The organism is Streptomyces sp. Ncost-T10-10d (assembly GCF_900091955.1).
Taxonomy (GTDB): Bacteria; Actinomycetota; Actinomycetes; order Streptomycetales; family Streptomycetaceae; genus Streptomyces.
Map to the genome: position 1 here is coordinate 1 of NZ_FMDF01000070.1, position 17,492 is coordinate 17,492.

At 69.9% G+C, this 17,492-nt stretch carries 15 protein-coding genes and 1 pseudogene; 11 read left to right on the forward strand and 5 right to left on the reverse strand.

All coding sequences use genetic code 11. The annotated features are described in order from the left end of the window. Window positions 1–130: 130 nt before the first annotated feature. Entirely contained in the window at window positions 131–802 is a 672-nt protein-coding gene (locus tag GA0115254_RS09415; RefSeq protein ID WP_093894815.1) for a TetR family transcriptional regulator, read from the forward strand. Window positions 803–956: 154 nt separating this feature from the next. Further along, window positions 957–1,307, forward strand: a complete 351-nt coding sequence (locus GA0115254_RS09420; protein WP_370740845.1) for a Zn-ribbon domain-containing OB-fold protein — start codon at window positions 957–959, stop codon at window positions 1,305–1,307. A 407-nt stretch (window positions 1,308–1,714) separates the two neighbouring features. Here GA0115254_RS09420 and GA0115254_RS09425 read toward each other — a convergent pair whose 3' ends face one another. Next, window positions 1,715–2,737, reverse strand: coding sequence for a LacI family DNA-binding transcriptional regulator (locus GA0115254_RS09425; protein ID WP_093894817.1), 1,023 nt, complete (start codon window positions 2,735–2,737; stop codon window positions 1,715–1,717). 407 nt (window positions 2,738–3,144) lie between these two features. Between GA0115254_RS09425 and GA0115254_RS09430 the strand changes: the two genes are divergently transcribed. The 7 genes from GA0115254_RS09430 (at window position 3,145) to GA0115254_RS09460 (ending at window position 12,309) form a co-directional block, all read left to right on the forward strand. Continuing rightward, window positions 3,145–4,431 carry an ABC transporter substrate-binding protein gene (locus GA0115254_RS09430; RefSeq protein ID WP_093894818.1) on the forward strand — a complete coding sequence of 429 codons (1,287 nt, stop codon included), beginning with the start codon at window positions 3,145–3,147 and terminating at the stop codon, window positions 4,429–4,431. 139 nt (window positions 4,432–4,570) lie between these two features. After that, window positions 4,571–5,440, forward strand: coding sequence for a carbohydrate ABC transporter permease (locus GA0115254_RS09435; RefSeq protein WP_093894897.1), 870 nt, complete (start codon window positions 4,571–4,573; stop codon window positions 5,438–5,440). Between the two features lie 400 nt (window positions 5,441–5,840). Continuing rightward, entirely contained in the window at window positions 5,841–6,701 is an 861-nt protein-coding gene (locus GA0115254_RS09440) for a carbohydrate ABC transporter permease (RefSeq protein ID WP_093894819.1), read from the forward strand. A 46-nt stretch (window positions 6,702–6,747) separates the two neighbouring features. After that, window positions 6,748–8,001, forward strand: coding sequence for a glycoside hydrolase 5 family protein (locus tag GA0115254_RS09445; RefSeq protein ID WP_093894820.1), 1,254 nt, complete (start codon window positions 6,748–6,750; stop codon window positions 7,999–8,001). Between the two features lie 57 nt (window positions 8,002–8,058). Then, window positions 8,059–11,088, forward strand: coding sequence for an alpha-mannosidase (locus tag GA0115254_RS09450; RefSeq protein WP_093894821.1), 3,030 nt, complete (start codon window positions 8,059–8,061; stop codon window positions 11,086–11,088). 51 nt (window positions 11,089–11,139) lie between these two features. After that, entirely contained in the window at window positions 11,140–11,418 is a 279-nt protein-coding gene (locus tag GA0115254_RS47440; RefSeq protein ID WP_093894822.1) for a gamma-glutamyltransferase, read from the forward strand. Window positions 11,419–11,481: 63 nt separating this feature from the next. Further along, complete coding sequence (locus GA0115254_RS09460; protein WP_093894823.1) at window positions 11,482–12,309, forward strand: inositol monophosphatase family protein; 828 nt, start codon at window positions 11,482–11,484, stop codon at window positions 12,307–12,309. On the opposite strand, the gene GA0115254_RS09465 is transcribed toward GA0115254_RS09460, so the two are convergent. Together GA0115254_RS09465 and GA0115254_RS09470 are read right to left on the reverse strand one after the other, a co-directional pair. Continuing rightward, window positions 12,285–12,710, reverse strand: coding sequence for a VOC family protein (locus GA0115254_RS09465; protein ID WP_093894824.1), 426 nt, complete (start codon window positions 12,708–12,710; stop codon window positions 12,285–12,287). The genes GA0115254_RS09460 and GA0115254_RS09465 overlap by 25 nt on opposite strands. After that, on the reverse strand, window positions 12,707–13,510 hold the full coding sequence (locus tag GA0115254_RS09470) for a nucleotidyltransferase domain-containing protein (RefSeq protein ID WP_176740051.1): 804 nt from the start codon (window positions 13,508–13,510) through the stop codon (window positions 12,707–12,709). Before GA0115254_RS09470 ends, GA0115254_RS09465 begins: the two co-directional genes overlap by 4 nt. Window positions 13,511–13,669: 159 nt before the next feature. Here GA0115254_RS09470 and GA0115254_RS09475 point away from each other — a divergent pair, with 159 nt between their 5' ends. Beyond that, a complete protein-coding gene (locus GA0115254_RS09475) occupies window positions 13,670–15,085 on the forward strand; it encodes a phytoene desaturase family protein (RefSeq protein WP_093894826.1) in 1,416 nt (471 codons plus the stop codon). Window positions 15,086–15,477: 392 nt separating this feature from the next. Beyond that, complete coding sequence (locus GA0115254_RS09480) at window positions 15,478–16,002, forward strand: O-acetyl-ADP-ribose deacetylase (protein ID WP_093894898.1); 525 nt, start codon at window positions 15,478–15,480, stop codon at window positions 16,000–16,002. 354 nt (window positions 16,003–16,356) lie between these two features. Here GA0115254_RS09480 and GA0115254_RS45810 read toward each other — a convergent pair whose 3' ends face one another. Together GA0115254_RS45810 and GA0115254_RS45815 are read right to left on the reverse strand one after the other, a co-directional pair. After that, entirely contained in the window at window positions 16,357–17,208 is an 852-nt protein-coding gene (locus GA0115254_RS45810) for a 3-keto-disaccharide hydrolase (RefSeq protein WP_256102476.1), read from the reverse strand. Window positions 17,209–17,298: 90 nt separating this feature from the next. Next, window positions 17,299–17,490: pseudogene (locus GA0115254_RS45815) on the reverse strand (PKD domain-containing protein); the annotation flags it as partial. Window positions 17,491–17,492 lie beyond the last annotated feature (2 nt).

Sequence of the window (17,492 nt, forward strand, 5' to 3'; positions counted from 1 at the left end):
TGGGTGCGGTTCGTATCGACGACATTATGGCACTCAGTACCCTCTGTAAAGGAACTTGGTGCCAGAAAGGGTCTTCCGGTGCTACGTTCCCCGCATGACTGACGCACACAGGCCAGGGAAGAAGCCCCCCATGCGGGAGGTGCTCGCCGAGGCGGCCTTCCAGCTCTTCCTGGAGCGGGGCTTCGAGCGGACCACGGTGGACGACATCGTGGCGCGGGCCGGGGTCGGGCGCCGGTCGTTCTTCCGGTACTTCCCCTCCAAGGAGGACGCGGTCTTCCCGGATCACGAGCGCTGCCTCGCCGACATGACGGCGTTTCTTGCGGCGGCCGGTGACACGGAGCCGGTCGACGCGGTGTGCGACGCGGCCCGGCTCGTGCTGCGCATGTACTCCGCAAACCCGGAATTCTCCGTCCAGCGCTACCGGCTCACCCGGGAGGTGCCCGGGCTGCGTACCTACGAACTGTCCGTGGTGCGCCGTTACGAGCAGACGTTGGCCGGTCATCTCCGTGACCGGTACGGCGAGTCGGGGGACGGGGCGCTGCGGGCCGAGGTGATCGCCGCATCCGTGGTGGCCGCGCACAACAACGGGCTGCGGAGCTGGCTGCGTTCGGGCGGTGAGGGGGACCCGGAGGCCGCGGTGGATCACGCACTCGGGCTGGTGCGCCAGGTGTGGGGGAGTGCGCCGGCCGGGGGCGCGCCCCCGGCCGCCACCGACGGTGACGTGGTGGTCATGGTTGCCGCCAAAGGGGCCCCGATGTGGCGCGTCGTGCAGCAGATCGAGTCGGTCATCGGCCAGGGCTGACACCGGGGCCGACCTCGGTTTGGTACTGAGTGCCTTTACGTTTCGACACTCAGTGCCCTATGGTGCGGACGCGCCGACGCGCAGGTGCGGCGCATCCGAGCCGAGCGCAGGGGGTCGAACCGTGTCCCAGTCATCAAGTGGCACCGTGCAGACGGTGCATGAGGAAGCCGGCCTGTACTACCAGCGGTGCCGCTGGTGCGGCACGGCCTCCTTCCGGAGGCTGCTGTGTCCGGTGTGCGCATCGAGTGATCTGATGCCCGAGCGCAGCGCCGGTCTGGGTGTTGTGGTGAGGTCCGGCGTCGTCCATCGCTACACGGACGCGGCGCGCAACGAGTCCCTGGTCCGGCTCCCCGAGGGCTTTGTGTTCCGTTGCCGTGTCGTGGGCGCCGCGCCGCACGAGGTGTCGGTCGGCGCGCGGGTGCGCCCGATTGCCGGCGGTGATCGGGACACGGGCGAGGTGGTCTTCGAACTCTGCGATCCGCCCAGGCGCGACGACTGGTTCTGAGGCTGCGCGGGACCGGCCTGTGCGCCGCCGGGTGTGCTCGCCGACCGGGCCGCGATGCTCGCCTTGTTCTCCGCCGACTACGTCCCCACCGCTCGCGCCAAGGGGCTGTCCGGACGGGCCGTCGTCGGCGGGCACGCGCTGCGCAACTTGCTCGTCATCGTCGTGACCGTCCTCGATCTCCAGCTCGGCAAGGGGTGCGCGCCAGTCACCCGGGCCCATCCCGCCCGCCGGTCGCGCAACCGCAGCCCAGCAGGGCGTTCACGCAGGAGCGCGACCCGGTACGGTCCGGATACCGAGCGCGTCGCGGGGCCGCTCCGGGGCGTGATCGCCGGAATCCGGTATCCCTACGCTGCCACGGCCCGGCAGCCGGTAGCCGCACTCGGCTCGGCCGACGCGACGGGCTCGCCTCATGAACCGCCGTGCGCCGCCGCCGTGCTTCCGCGTTCGATCAGCCCGGGCAAAGGTACTTGTACGGTGCGGGCGGCGCCGCCGTCGAGCAGCGAGGTCAACTCCCGCGCGGCGATCCGCCCGAACGCGATCGTGTCCCGGGACAGCGCGGTCAGCCAGGGGGCCGTCAGTCGGCACAGCGCGGAGTCCTCCCACGACACGACCGAGACATCGTCGGGGACGCTGCGGCCGAGGCCTGCGATGACCGCGGCTCCGGCCGCGGCCATCACATCGTTGTCGTAGATGATCGCGGTCGGCGGGGTGGACTGTTCCAGCACTCGGCGGGTGACGGCCGCTCCCTCCGTGTCGGAGTAGTCCGTGGTCACCGAGTGGGCCTCGGCCAGCCCGCGCCGGTCGGCCTCGATCCGCAGGGAGCGGATGCGCCGGTCGGTGTGGGCGAGCGAGGGCAGACCGGCGATGTGCACGATACGCCGATGGCCCAGCTCGTGGAGCCGGCCGACGATCGCCGCCATCGCGCCGGCATCGTCCGCGCGTACCTGCGAGAGGCCGGGATGCGGACCGGTGTCGCTGCCGGGCAGTGCGCCGATCACGACCCCCGGCAGCCCGAGTTCGTCCAGCAGGTCGGTCCGGGGGTCGTCGGTCCGCGGATCGACGACCAGCACCCCGTCGACCCGGTGCTCCGCCCACCAGCGTCGGTAGACGCCGCACTCGGCCTCCACATCCTCCACCACCTGGAAGAGCAGGCCGAGTTGGCGCTCGGCCAGCACCTCCTGGATCCCGGAGATCAACTGGAGGAAGAACGAGTCCACGCCCAGGCTCGCCGCCGGGCGTGCCACGACAAGCCCCACGGTCGCCGACCCCTCGCCCGACAGTGCGCGGGCGGCGGTGCTCGGACGCCAGCCCAGCTGCTCGGCGACCCGCCGAACGCGGTCCCGGGTGATCTCCGAGACGCCGGGGCGGTCGTTGAGGGCGAAGGACACGGCGCTCTCCGACACTCCGGCACGCTGGGCGATGTCCTTCATGGTCGGCCGTCGCGCAGGTGTGCGCCTGGCCGGCGGAGTCTCTCCGGCCGGCGGCCGCTTCGGTGTCACCCGGTGCTCCTCTTCCTGTGTTGCCCATGGTCCCTGGGGGGCGCGGTGTTCCTCGCCCCCGCGGGCATCGTAAGCCTTCCGAGCGTATTGGTCGACCGAAGTTCTCCGTCGACTAAAGCGCTTGAGTGAAGGTGTCCTAAAGCGCATTAGTCATGCGTCGCTGCAACCTGCTCATATCTGTCTGACCTGCAAGGATAGTGGGATGTTGAGTTAGCTTCGAGCGAATGTATTGACTTTGCGACGCGTGCATTGGAAAGTCTGCTGGGCATACGCAGCCGGTGGGCCCACGTCCCGGCTCGCCGTCCGCACGCCTGGTCCGAGCAAAGGAGCCGTTCACCGTGCGCATCTCCCGCAGAGCAGTCGCCGCTGCCGTCGTTCTCGCCACCGTCCTGCCGCTGAGTGCCTGCGGCGGTGGATCCGACGGAGGCTCGTCCGATGCCTCCGGCAAGGTCGAAGGCGAGATCACCTTCCAGACCTGGAACCTGCAGGCGAACTTCAAGGACTACTTCAACGGGGTGATCGCGGGCTTTGAGAAGAAGTACCCGGGGACCGACGTCAAGTGGGTCGACCGGCCCGGCGAGGGCTACGCGGACAAGATCAGCGCCGACGCGGCCGGAGGCACGCTGCCGGACGTCGTGAACGTCTCGCCCGACCTGGTCGCACCTCTGGCCAAGGCCGGGATCGCACTCGACCTCGACAAGGCGGCATCGAAGTACCGCAAGGAGTACCTGCCGGGCGCCTGGCAGAGCCATCGGATACCGGGCACGGAAGGGACGTACGCCTTCCCCTGGTACCTCAACACCGGACCGCTGTTCTACAACAAGAGCCTCTTCAAGGACGCCGGACTCGACCCCGAGAAGCCGCCGACCACCTACGACGAGCTCTTCGAATCCGGTCTGAAGCTGGCCGAGAAGAGCAAGGGCAAGATCGCCACACTGGCGAACGTGCCCGCCATCGAGGACTTCGGCCGCTACGGCGGGCAGCTGATGAACAAGGAAGGTACGGGCTTCGCCTTCAATGACGCCAAGGGTGTTGAACTCCTCACGCACTACAAGGAGTTGTACGACGCCAAGGCGCTCGACCCGCAGGCGCTGACCGCTACGCCCGAGTCGTCGGGCCACAAGTTCCTCACCGGGTCCGTGGCGATGAACCCCGGCAGTGCCCTGGATCTGGACCACTTCAAGAAGCAGGCCCCGAGTCTCTACAAGAACATCGGGATCACGGACCAGATCAGTAGCACCGGCAAGGCCAACATGTACGTCATGGGCGTCATGGTGAATGCGCAGACGAAGCAGAAGCCGGCGGCCGTGGCCTTCGCCCACTACGTGACCGACGCGACCCGGCAGGTGGAGTTCGCGAAGCAGGTCGCCATCTTCCCGAGCACCGCCGGGTCCCTCGACGATCCGTACTTCACCAAGGAGGACGGCACTGACGGGACGCGCGTCCGGGTGGCCGCCGCCAAGTCCCTGAAGACGGCCGTAAATTACACACCGGTTCTCTTCAGCGAACAGATGAAGACCGAGCTGCGCAACCAGATCGCCAAGGCGCTGCAGGGCAAGCAGAGCCCCAAGGAAGCTCTTGACAACGCTGTCAAGGGCTGTGACCGGCTACTGCAGCAGAGCTGAGCCCCTCGTGAAGACCCTCACTGTGAAGACCCGTGGCATCAACACGCGCACCGCAGCGACGGCGACAGGGCCGGATGCCGACGAGGCGGGACCGGAGGCCCGGAGTGCGCGTTCCGGCGGCCGCCGACCCGCCCACCGGATCAGCCGTCATCTTCCTTTCAGCCCCTGGCTGTTCGCGGCACCCGGCCTGCTCGTCGTCGGCGCCTTCAGCCTGTTCCCGTTCTTCAGCACCCTGGTCAACGCCTTTACGGACCGTCGGACCCTGATACCGGGGAAGTTCGTCGGCCTGGCGAACTTCCAGGAGCTGATCCACGACGAGATGTTCTGGACCGGACTGCGCAACAGTGCGCTGTACGTCGTCGGCGTCGTCCCCGCGCTCGTCATCCTGCCGCTGCTGCTGGCGATGCTCGTCCAGCGCCACATCCCCGGCATCACCTTCTTCCGCTCCGCCTTCTACACCCCCGTCGTCGCTTCCATTGTCGTCGTCGGTCTGATCTGGGTGTGGATGCTCGACGACCGGGGGCTGATCAACGCGCTGCTGGAGGCGGTAGGGATCGGCAGGGTCGGCTTCCTCAGCGACCAGTGGCTGCTGCTGTTCAGTGCGATGACGGTGACGGTCTGGAAGGGGCTCGGCTACTACATGATCATTTATCTGGCCGCGCTGGCCAACGTCCCACGGGAGCTCCACGAAGCCGCCTCCGTGGACGGTGCCGGAGCCGTGCGCCGCTTCTTCACCGTGACCGTCCCCGCTGTCCGCTCCACCATGGTTCTGGTCGGAGCGCTGGCGTCGGTCGCCGCCTTCAAGGCCTTCTCCGAGGTCTACCTGATGGCCGGCCCCTCCGGCGGCCCGGCAGGCGAGGACACCACGCTGGTGATGCTCGTCCAGCGCGTCGGCACCGGACTGACCGGGCGGGTCGGCTACGCCTCCGCCATCTCGGTCGTGATCTTCGTTGTGACGGTCGCCCTGATGCTGCTGGTGCTCCGCGCCGACCGCAAGGAGGACGCGTGAGTTCCCTCAGTCAACCTCTGTGCCGCCAAGAGGGTGTCGTCGGCTGTCGACTCGATGTCTTGCTCGGTGTGTGCCGGCTCCCGGCGGTCCACGCGGGTGCCGGGGTTGTCCATGACGCCGACGTCGTGGGTCTCGGTCGCCCGGTCCCATCCGATGAACACGAAAAAAGTACTCCTGTGACGTCGACGGAGCACCTGCCCGGTGGTGAGGTCGTCTGCCGGGAGCTCATTGATCGGCCCTGTGCGGGGCGTGTCCCCGCAGCCGATCGGACGGCCTCGGCCCGGCGGGGCCGGCGTAACTCATGCCGGCCGTCGAACGGCTCGCGCACTTGGCCGCGCACCCACCGGGACCGAAAGGTCACAACCGTACCGAAGAGGGCTGCAGAAGGGATGGTCCTCTGATGAGCTTCCTGAGCATCACCGATGCCGAAGGCCGCCGCATCCCGGTCTGGCAGCTCCTGCTGCGCTACGTCCTGCTGCTCGCCGTACTCGTGCTGACCGTCGGACCGTTCCTGTGGCAGCTCTCGACGTCGCTCAAGGGGCCCGGCGAGGACATCTTCAGCTCGCCGCCGAAGTTCTTGCCCAGCCATCCGACCCTGGACAACTACACACGGGTCGCGGACACTATCCCGGTCTGGGACTACGCGCTGAACTCCCTCAAGGTGGCCACCGCCAATGTGGTCACCAACTGCGTCGGCTCCGCCCTGGCCGGCTACGCGCTGGCCCGGTTGCGCTACCGCGGGCGCAGGGCTGCCACGCTGGCGTTCATCCTCGCCATGCTCGTACCCGTCGAGGGCATCATCATTGCCCAGTTCACCACCATGCGTGAGCTCGGTCTGAACAACACCCTGATCGGTGTGCTGCTGCCGGGATCCGTCGCGGCGATGAACGTGCTGCTGATGCGCAACGCCTTCCTCAACCTTCCGCACGAGGTGGAGGAAGCGGCCTTCATCGACGGCGCGAACGTCTGGCAGCGCTTCTTCTGGATAGCTCTGCCCTCGGTCAGAGGGACCCTCGCCGTCGTCGCGATCTTCGCCTTCATGGGGGCCTGGGACGACTTCCTGTGGCCGCTGATCGTGCTGAGCGACCCGGCGAACTTCACCCTGACGATCGGGTTGAACTATCTCCACGGCACGTTCGCGAACGACGAACGGCTCGTCGCCGCCGGCACGATCATTGCCGTGCTCCCGCTCATTTTGCTCTTCGCCTGTCTCCAGCGCTTCTTCTTCCGGGGGGTCGGCGAAGGCGCCGTCAAGGGCTGACCGATTTGCCGCCACCCGCACCACAGAACCAGGAAACCCATACCGTATGAGCAACTCCGCGCCGCGCTTCGGCGTCAACTACACGCCCAGCCAGGGCTGGTTCCACCACTGGCTGGACTTCGACCTCGACGCCGTGCGCGCCGACCTGGACTCGATCGCCGCACTCGGGCTCGACCACATCCGGGTCTTCCCGCTCTGGCCGCTCTTCCAGCCCAACCGCACCCTGATCCGGCCGCGCGCCGTCGAACAGCTCGTCCAGCTCGCCGACGCCGCGGCGGAACGTGGCCTCGATGTCAACGTGGACGGACTGCAGGGCCATCTGTCGAGCTTCGACTTCCTTCCGGCCTGGACGCAGACCTGGCACCGGCGCAACATTTTCACCGACCCCGATGTCGTGGCCGGCCAGGCCGAGTACCTGCGTACGCTCGCGGCCGCTCTCGCCGACCGCCCCCACTTCATCGGCATGACGCTGGGCAACGAGATCAACCAGTTCTCCGGCCCCCCGCACCCCGACCCGGATGCCATCACCCCCGAACAGGCGGGCAGTTGGCTGCGCACCCTGCTCGACGCCTGCGAGGGGGGAGCACCGGGAAAGCTCCATCTGCACGCCGAGTACGACGCCGCCTGGTATCAGGACGACCACGCTTTCACACCCGCCCACGCGGCCCGGATCGGCGCCCTCACCGCCGTGCACTCCTGGGTCTTCAACGGCACCGCCCAACGGCACGGCCGTACCGGAACTGCCACCGAGCACCACGCCGCGTACTTGATCGAACTGTCCAAGGCATGGGCCACGGACCCGCACCGACCGGTCTGGCTGCAGGAGGTCGGCGCCCCGTCCCCGCTCATTCCCGCCGAGCATGCCGCCGCGTTCACCGAGGCGACCGTCGCGAACGCCCTGGACTGCGAGGACGTGTGGGGCGTCACTTGGTGGTGCTCCCACGATGTGTCCCGCTCCCTGGCCGACTTCCCCGAACTCGAATACAGCCTGGGCCTGTTGACCAACGACCGGCAGGTCAAACCGGCCGGCCGGGCCATTGCCCGGATCGTCGAGCAGCAGCGGGCGAGGACCGACCGGCCGGCTCCCCGTACCACGGCACTGGTGGTCGACACCGGTGACGACGAGACCGCGCCGCGCCGTTCGACCTGCGCCCCCGGCGGCACGTTCTTCGAAGCGTTCGCCCGTCTCACCGCAGACGGGGTCCGGCCCACGGCTGTCCTCGCGAGCCAGGCCGGGAACAAGGAACACCTGGACACCCGCGGGATCACCGACGTCCTCAAGCCCGACGAGGTCCGGTGACCGCGCACCCGCACCTGTATCCGCCCCCGCACCCTCATCCAGCTCGGAGCCACCCTCATGCATGACGACCGCAACCTGGTCGAAGCCCGTCTCAAGCGCGTCCTCGACGAGCGCATCCGGCCGGCCGTCCACCCGGAGTCCGTACCGTTGGACGTCGCCGTCTGGAACGCGCCCGGTGAGCCCGTTCCGGTCGCCGAGGGCCTCGCCGCCCTGACCGAACCGATCGCGGTCGGTGACCGGTGGGGCGCGCCCTGGGGCACCTGCTGGTTCCGGATCTCCGGGACCGTCCCCGAGGCGTGGGCGGGCCGCACCGTCGAGGCGATCCTCGACCTCGGCTTCGACGAGAACATGCCCGGCTTCCAGTGCGAGGGCCTCGTCTACCGGCCCGACGGTACCCCGGTGAAGGGCCTCAACCCGCGCAACCAGTGGGTGCGCATCGGCGCCCCGGTCGCGGGTGGGGAGGACGTGCTGCTGCACATCGAGGCGGCGTCCAACCCGGTCATCCTCGACTACCACCCCTTCCTGCCGACGCAGCTCGGCGACAAGGAGACCGCCGGGAGCGAGCCGCAGTACGCTCTCGCCCGGATGGACCTCGCGGTCTTCGACGAGAACGTGTGGAACCTCGTCCAGGACCTGGAAGTGCTGGGCGAACTGATGCAGGAGTTGCCCGTCGAGGGGGCCCGCCGCTGGGACGTCCTGCGTGCGATCGGCCGCGCCCTCGACGCGGTCGACCTGCAGGATGTGAACGGCACCGCGGCCGCCGCCCGCGCCGAACTCGCCGCCGTCCTCACCACGCCCGCGGAGCCGACCGCCCACCGCATCAGCGCCGTCGGCCACGCGCACATCGACTCCGCCTGGCTGTGGCCGCTGCGTGAGACGGTTCGCAAGGTCGCCCGTACGACGTCCAACATGACTGCGCTCCTGGAGGACGAGCCCGACTTCGTCTTCGCGATGTCGCAGGCCCAGCAGTTCGCCTGGATCAAGGAGCACCGCCCCGAGGTCTACGCCAAGGTCAAGAAGGCCGTGGCGGACGGGCGGTTCGTGCCGTCCGGCGGCATGTGGGTCGAGTCCGACACGAACATGCCCGGCTCCGAGGCGATGGCCCGTCAGTTCGTGCACGGCAAGCGGTTCTTCCTCGACGAGTTCGGTATCGAGAACGACGAGGCATGGCTGCCCGACACGTTCGGCTTCGCCGCCGGGCTGCCGCAGATCATCAAGGCCGCAGGCTCGAAGTGGCTGCTCACCCAGAAGATTTCGTGGAGCCAGACCAACAAGTTCCCGCACCACACCTTCCAGTGGGAGGGCATCGACGGCACGCGGATCTTCACCCACTTCCCGCCTGTCGACACCTACAACTGCTCGATGAAGGGCAGTGAGATCGCCCACGCGGCGAAGAACTTCAAGGACAAGGGCGTCGCCCGGCACTCCCTTGCGCCGACCGGCTGGGGGGACGGCGGGGGTGGCACCACCCGCGAGATGATCGCGAAGGCCGCCAGGATGCGCAGCCTCGAAGGCTCGGCGACCGTGACCTGGGAGACGCCCACCGACTTCTTCACCAAGGCGGAGGCGGAGTACCCGAATGCGCCGGTATGGGTCGGCGAGCTCTACCTGGAGCTGCACCGCGCCACTCTGACCAGCCAGGCGAAGACCAAGCAGGGAAACCGCCGCAGCGAACATCTGCTGCGCGAGGCCGAGCTGTGGGCCGCAACCGCCGCCGTACGGACCGGTTTCCCCTACCCGTACGAGCAGTTGGACCGGATCTGGAAGACGGTCCTGCTGCACCAATTCCATGACATCCTGCCCGGTTCGTCGATCGCCTGGGTGCACCGTGAGGCCGAGAAGACGTACGCGGCCGTCGCGGAGGAGCTGAACGGCATCGTCGACGCTGCGATGCGCGCCCTGGCGAAGGAGACCCCGTCGGGGGAGACGCTTGTCTTCAACTCTGCGCCGCACACCCGCGGAGGGGTTCCGGCCGGTGGCGCCGCGGCCGTCACCGTCGGCAGCGGCGGGCGGCTCGCACCGCGCGAGGACGGCGGATACGTACTCGACAACGATCTGCTCCAAGTGGAGATCGACAACCGTGGTCTGGTGGTGTCCGCGTACGACATCGGTGCCGAGCGCGAGGCCGTGGCGCCCGGCCAGGCCGCGAACCTGCTGCAGATCCACCCCGACTTCCCGAACATGTGGGACGCGTGGGACGTCGACGCGTTCTACCGCAACACCGTCACCGACCTGACGGACCTCGATGAGCTCACCCCCGTCGAGGAGGGGGGCATGGTCGGCGTACGCATCGTTCGCAGCTTCGGCGACTCGAAGGTCACCCAGCAGCTGATGCTCCGCCCGGGTGCCAAGCGGCTCGACATCGACACCGAGGTCGAGTGGCACGAGACGGAGAAGTTCCTCAAGGCGGCGTTCCCGCTGGACATCCACGCCGAGCGGTATGCCTCCGAGACGCAGTTCGGGCACTTCTACCGGCCCACCCACACCAACACCAGCTGGGAGGCCGCCAAGTTCGAGGCCTGCAACCACCGCTTCGTCCACCTGGAGGAGCCGGGCTGGGGCGTTGCGCTCGTCAACGATTCGACGTACGGCCATGACGTAACCCGGTCCGTCCGCGACTGCGATGCCGGGACGACCACCACCGTCCGGGTGTCTCTGCTGCGCGCCCCGCGCTTCCCCGACCCGGAAACGGACCAGGGTGTGCACCGCTTCCGGCACGCGCTCGCGCCGGGCGCGGCGATCGGCGACGCGGTCCGCGAGGGCTTCCGGATCAACCTGCCGGAGCGCCGGGTCGTCGGCGAACGCGCGGTGGCTCCGCTGGTGACCGTCGACAACGACGCGGTCGTCGTCAGCGCCGTCAAGCTGGCGGACGACGCGAGCGGCGATGTCGTCGTACGGCTCTACGAGTCGACGGGTGGCCGTGCCAGGGTCCGGCTCGGTACCGGGTTCGAACTGGTCGGCATGACAGTGACCGACCTGCTGGAGCGGCCGCTCGCCGTGGGGAACGTGCCGGTGCGGGTGGACGGCGGCGTACAGCTGTCGCTGCGCCCGTTCGAGCTGGTCACGGTGCGTCTGAAGCGCGGCTGAGCGGAGCCGGGCCCGCCCCTCGGGGGCGGGCCGACTCCGATCAGCAGCAGGGTGTTCGGTGCAGCCGACCGCGAGGCCTGGTACGGCGACGCCGCCGACATCCCCCTCGACACGCTGCTCCCGGAGCCGTACAACGCCGAGCGCCGCGCCCTCGAGGAGGGCATGGACCCGGAGGTCGTCGAGGAGCTGCGCCGCCGCGGCCATGACGTCACCGTCGGCGACCCGTGGTCCGAGGGCCGGATGTGCGCCGTGGCCCGGGACCCGGAGACGGGAGTGCTGTCCGCGGCCGCGAACCCGCGCGGCATGCAGGGGTACGCCGTCGGACGCTGACCGGCCACCTCCCCGTCATGACCAGGTCGTCGGCACCGCGGTGGACCGTGCTTAGCTGGGGTCATGATCGATGAATTCCTTGCCGGAGACCTGACCGAGGTCGAGGCGGCGGTCCGCGCAGCGGCCGCCGCCGAGATCATGCCGCGCTACCGGCAGCTCGCCGCGCACGAGATCGTCGAGAAGAGCGGCCCGCACGACCTGGTCACCACCGCCGACCGCCTCGCCGAGGAACATCTCACCGCATCCCTGACCAGGCTCCTGCCCGGCTCGGTCGTCGTCGGCGAGGAGGCGGTCCACGCCGATCCGAAGGTGTACGACGCCCTGGGCGGCGACGCGCCGGTGTGGGTCGTCGACCCGGTCGACGGCACCCGCCAGTTCGTCCGCGGCGAACCGGGTTTCTGCACCCTGGTCGCCCTCGCCCACCGCGGCGAACTCCTGGCCTCCTGGACGTATGCCGCAGCCCTGGACGAGATGGCGATCGCCGTCCGTGGCCGCGGTGCCACGCTCGACGGCAAGCCGATACACTCCGGCTCGCCTGCGCCCGGGGCTGTTCTGCGGGTGGCGATGTCGCACCCCGACTACACCACCGAGGCCCAGAAGCGCGCCCTCCTCGGCCTGCGCACCGAGGGCATCGATGCCCGCCCCTGTGGTTCCGCAGGCCTCGAATACCTCGCCGTCGCCCGCGGCGACCAGGACGCGGTCGCCTTCAACTGGGAGTACGCCTGGGACCACGCGGCAGGCCTGCTCCTGGTCACCGAGGCGGGCGGCGCCCAGGCCACGCTCTCCGGCGCCCCGTTCCGCATCACCGGCGGCAACGCCCTGCCGTTCACGGCGGCCCGTGACGAGGCGACCGTCGAGCGCGTCCTTCAGGCGCTCCGCGGCGAGGCCTGACCCACCGCCGCCTCGCCGTTGCCGTGCTGGACCAGGCAGAACGGATGCCCGGCCGGGTCCGCGTAGATCCGCCAAGGGCGCCCCGTCCCGGCTCCGTCGTCGAGGACCACCGCACCGGCCGCCACTGCCTGCGTCTGCGCCGCGTCCAGGTCCGGGACGCCGAAGTCCAGATGGAACTGCTGCGGATGCGCCGGATCCCCCCACTGCGGCGGCCGGTGGTCCGCCACCCGCTGGAAGGCGAGGACCGGCCCGGCTGCCGTGTGGAGCGTCGCCCAGCCGTCGCCGAGCGCCCATCGCCGGTCCGGCCGGTCGACCTCGCCGCCGAGCAGACAGTGGTAGAACCCGGCGAGGCGTGCGGGATCGGCGCAGTCGAGCACCACGCACTGGAGTTCGGCGATCACGAGGGGCTCCCGGGTTCTCCGGCGCCCGCCGCCAGCACCGATCGGACGTCCCGTACCAGCTCCGCAGCCCTGCGCACCGCCGCCGCGTCCAGCCCCCGCAGCGCCTCGCCGACCCGTTCGGCGAAGTCCGCGGGGGTGTCCGGCAGGGCGGCCGCAGCGGCCATCGCACCCTTCTCGTTCAGACACCAGGTGCGGTGGTGGGCGTGGAGCGACTGGGTGAGGATGCCGAACGCCCGCGACAGGCACAGGGCGACATGGAGCGGGTCCCCGGCAGAGGCCGACTTGCGGGCGGCCGCAACCGAGAATTCCGCCTCCCATGCGGCTTCGACGAGCGCGGTGCGCAGTGGCTCCGGGTAGGTCCGGGTCTCCTGCTGAAGCACCGTCAATTCGCCCCGGGGATCGGCGAGCACATGCCCGAGCGCGACCTCGCCGGGATAGGCGGGGGACCAGAACCCGAGCGGGTGCCCCGGCTGTACGCCCACTTCGAAGCGGCCTTCGAGGCAGTCGGACCAGACCGCCTCCACCCGGTCCAGATCGCGCAGGATCCAGTCCACCGGGGCGCCGTCCACCCGCAGCCAGGCCCCGCCGTCGACCCAGGGCCCCCAGCCGCCGGGACCCGCGACCTCTGCCGGGGAACCCTGTACCTCGGACGCCAACGCGGTCAGTGCGGCCAGGTCGGGAGTGCCGCGGTAGTACAAGCCCAGATCCCAGTCGGAGTCCGGGCGATGCGTGCCGCGGGCCCGGCTGCCGCCCAGGGCGACGGCCCGGATGCCGGGCAGCGCGGCGAGCCGGGAGGCCATGTCCGCGATACGGACGGGCGTGGCGGAGCAGGGATGCGGCACGGGCGCGGTATCGGAGTTCGGCGTGTTCATCGAGCGGCGACCCTACCCGCGACCGAGCTGTCGGCGCCTCGGAATATCCTGGGTGTCCTGGCCATCGGCTGACGAAGGAGTCCGAAGGTGCCGTCGATGCTTGATGCCGTCGTCGTGGGGGCGGGGCCCAACGGACTGACCGCCGCGGCCGAACTGGCCCGCCGTGGCTTCGCCGTGGAGGTCTTCGAGGCGGCCGAGACCGTCGGAGGCGGTGCCCGTACCGAAGAGCTCACCCTCCCCGGCTTCCGCCACGACCCCTGCTCCGCCGTCCATCCGCTGGGCATCGGCTCGCCCGCGTTCAACGCGATGCCGCTGGCCCGGCACGGCCTGGAGTGGCTCCAGCCCGAGCTGGCACTCGCCCACCCGTTCCCGGACGGGTCGGCCGCCGTGCTCACCGGGTCGGTGGGGGAGAGCGCCATGTCGCTCGGCGCCGAGGACGCCGGGGCGTACCGCAGGCTCGTCGCCCCGTACCTGGGGCACTGGGACACCCTCGCCCAGGACTTTCTGCGCACTCCGTGGGACGGGCTGCCCCATGACCCGTACCGCTGGGTGCGATTCGGTCTCGACGCGCTCCAGCCCGCGACACTGCTCTCCCGCCGCTTCCGCGGTGCGAAGGCGCGCGGCCTGTTCGCCGGGCTCGGCGCCCATGCCATAGCGCCCGTCAGCGGCCTGGCCACCGGCGGGGTCGCCCTGCTCTTCGCCCTCGCCGCGCACGAGAAGGGCTGGCCGGTGCCGCGCGGCGGATCGCAGTCCATCTCCGACGCCCTCGCCTCGTACATCCGCGAACAGGGCGGCACGATCCGTACCGGCACGGAGGTCAAGCGCCTGGACGAGCTCCCGCCCGCCCGCGCCTACATCTTCGACACCTCGCCGACCGCCCTCGCCCGCATCGCGGGGCTGGGCCGGGCCTACAGCGGCTATCGGTACGGGGCATCCTGCTTCAAGATCGATTACGCGCTGTCGGGCCCCGTCCCGTGGACCGCGAAGGAGGCCCGGCGCGCCGGAACGGTCCACGTCGGCCCCACGGCCGGCGAGATCAACTCCGCGCTGAGCGCCGCGGTGGCGGGCCGCGACCCGAGTGTGCCGTTCCTGATCACGGCGCAGCCCAGCCTGGTCGATCCGTCCCGCGCGCCCGAGGGCCGGCATGTCTTCTGGGCGTACGGACACGTCCCGGCGGGCTGGGAGGGCGACGCCACTGATGTCATCGAGCGGCAGCTGGAGCGCTTCGCCCCGGGCTTCCGCGACCTGGTGCTCGCCCGAGCAGTCGCGGGGCCGCCCCAACTCGCGGCGCGCAACGCCAACTACGTCGGCGGCGACATCGCGTGCGGCGCGTTCTCCGGCCTCCAGACGGTGATACGGCCCAAGCTCGCACGGGTTCCGTACGCGACGGCGCATCCGGCGGTGTTCATCTGCTCCTCGGCCACTCCGCCCGGCCCGGGCGTGCACGGCATGTCCGGTCACCATGCGGCGAAGGCCGTCTGGCGGCGGCTGCGGGCGGTCTGAGCGCCTCAAGGCGGTCCGGAGCGACGGGGCCGTCCGGCCCCGGGCCGATGTGCCCCCTGCCCCACCGGGCAGGGGCGCCGGTCGATTCCGGCCGGTCACGGCCGCGCAACCCCGGCCGTGACCTCCGGGGCCTTCGCCGGCCGACCGTGGACGCCCGGACGACGGCGACCACGACCGGGATCACGTCGAGCACGGCGAGGGAGACCGGCGGAGGCATCCGGACCACGGCGGCACCGGCGACGGCGCAGGCGGTGCGTGCGATGAGTCGTCCGGCCCGGTCCCGGCGGGTGATGACGCGGGAGTGGCGGGCCCGGTCGGCCAGGTGGACCACAGGGGCGCCGTACAGCGGCGCCGAGGGCCGTGCGGCCAACGGGGTACGGCATCATGGCCGGATGCGCACACCCGAGGGCGTCACCGTCACCCTGGTACGCGGTGACATCACCCAGCAGTCCGCCGATGTCATCGTCAACGCGGCGAACTCCTCCCTGCTCGGCGGCGGCGGAGTCGACGGAGCGATCCACCGGCGCGGCGGTCCGGAGATCCTCGCCGCGTGCCGCGAGCTGCGTGCCTCGCGGTACGGAAAGGGCCTGCGCACCGGCCAGGCCGTTGCCACGACGGCCGGAAGGCTCGATGCCCGATGGGTGGTCCACACCGTGGGTCCGGTGTACGGGAGTTCCGGCAGTGATCCGTCCCTGCTGGCGTCCTGCTACCGCGAGTGCCTGCGCGTCGCCGACGAGCTCGGTGCGACGACCGTCGCTTTCCCAGCCATTTCGGCTGGTGCGTACGGTTGGCCGCTGGAGGATGCCGCGCGTATCGCGGTGGAGGCGGTGCGTACGGCTCACACGGCCGTCGAGGAAGTCAGATTCGTCCTCTTCGACGATCAGGCCTACGAGGCGTTCGCCGCGCAGGTCGGCTGACGTTGCTGAAGCGATTGCCCGGCCTGAATCGCTACCAGTGGCAGCCGCTGCAGCACGATCCGTCACTGAGGTGTCGTGCGGCCAGGCATGACTCGTCGCTCGTCGCTCGTCGTGTCTGTGAAGGGTGTACGTGAGGCTGAGGTCGCTGGTGCAGGACAGTATCCACCGGCGACGTGATCCTGATGATGCATCAGGTGGAGTGCGTGGCTATCCTCGAACTGGTCGCGAAGGGGTCCTGACCTGTGGCTTTGCGCGTGCGCATGGCAGCTCCCGGAGTCACGCTTCGGGTTGACCGCTCGCGTCGATGCCGGGCCCGGAGCTGTTGCTCCGAGCCCGGCGCCGGTCGCTGGGCGACTACAGGTTCCGCACCCGGATGTTGCGGAACTCGATCAGGTCGGTGTTGCTGTGGTTCTGCAGTCCCAGGTACCCGCTGAGGAACTGACGCAGGTCCGTGGGCGGGTCACCGGCACGGGACGAGTTCTTGCCGGGCGTGTTGTCGAACTCGTTGATCACCACGCCGTTGCGGATGATCGTGTAGTGCTGTCCGACCACGCGTACCTCGTAGTCGTTCCACTGGCCCTTCGGCGTCACCCCCGCCTTGTCCAGGCCCACCGGCTTGAAGTTGTACACCGAGCCGGTCTTCTGGACCTCGCCCGTGGCCCCGTCGTAGATCTGGATCTCCTGGCCGCAGTAGATCGCGACCCATTCGGGCGCGGTGCGAGCCGAGCCCACAGTCCCGCAACTGCCGGCCGGGCGGTCGGCCAGTGGCGTCCGCGGGTCCGGGAACCGGGTGAAGACCCCGCTGTTGGCGTTGCTGGTGCCCGGAGCCATGTCCCGGAACTGGAGCCTGACCGAGAAGTCCTTCAGCTCCTGCTTGGCGTACCACAGCATGCCCATGCCGCCGGAGCTGCGCATGGTGCCGTCGGGCAGGAGTGAGAACTTCCCGGCGCCCGCCTGCCGCCAGTCGGCCAGGCTGGCCGCGGTCCCGTCGAAGATGGGCTTGTACCCGGCGACCTTGCCGATCTGGCTCTGAGCCGCCGCCTTGCTGATCGCCGACGACTCGCGGTTGTCGAGGACGTCCTCCTTGCGAAGGTCATTGACCACGGCGTTGACGTGACTGACGAACGCGCCGTGGTTCGACCAGGATGCCTCGTCGTCGATCAGGTCGTTGACCGTGCAGCCGCCGCCTGCGCGGTGGTTGGCCACGCCGGTGTCGGTGTCGAGCAGCTTGACGGTCGGACGGGCGTCGGGCGCGGGGCAGCCGGCCTCGGCGTCGAACGCCGCGGTGGCTTTCTCGCCATCGGCGTAGGTGACCGTCAGCTTCGCGTGGTACGTGCCGTAGTCGGCGTAGGTGTGCGTGGGGTTGGCCTCGTGCGACGGCGCGCTGCCGTCACCGAAGTCCCACTCCCAGGCCACACCGCCGACCTTGGCACCGGAGAACGCCACAGTCCTGGGCTTGCTCTGGGTGATGACGCGCGCCCCGGCGTCCT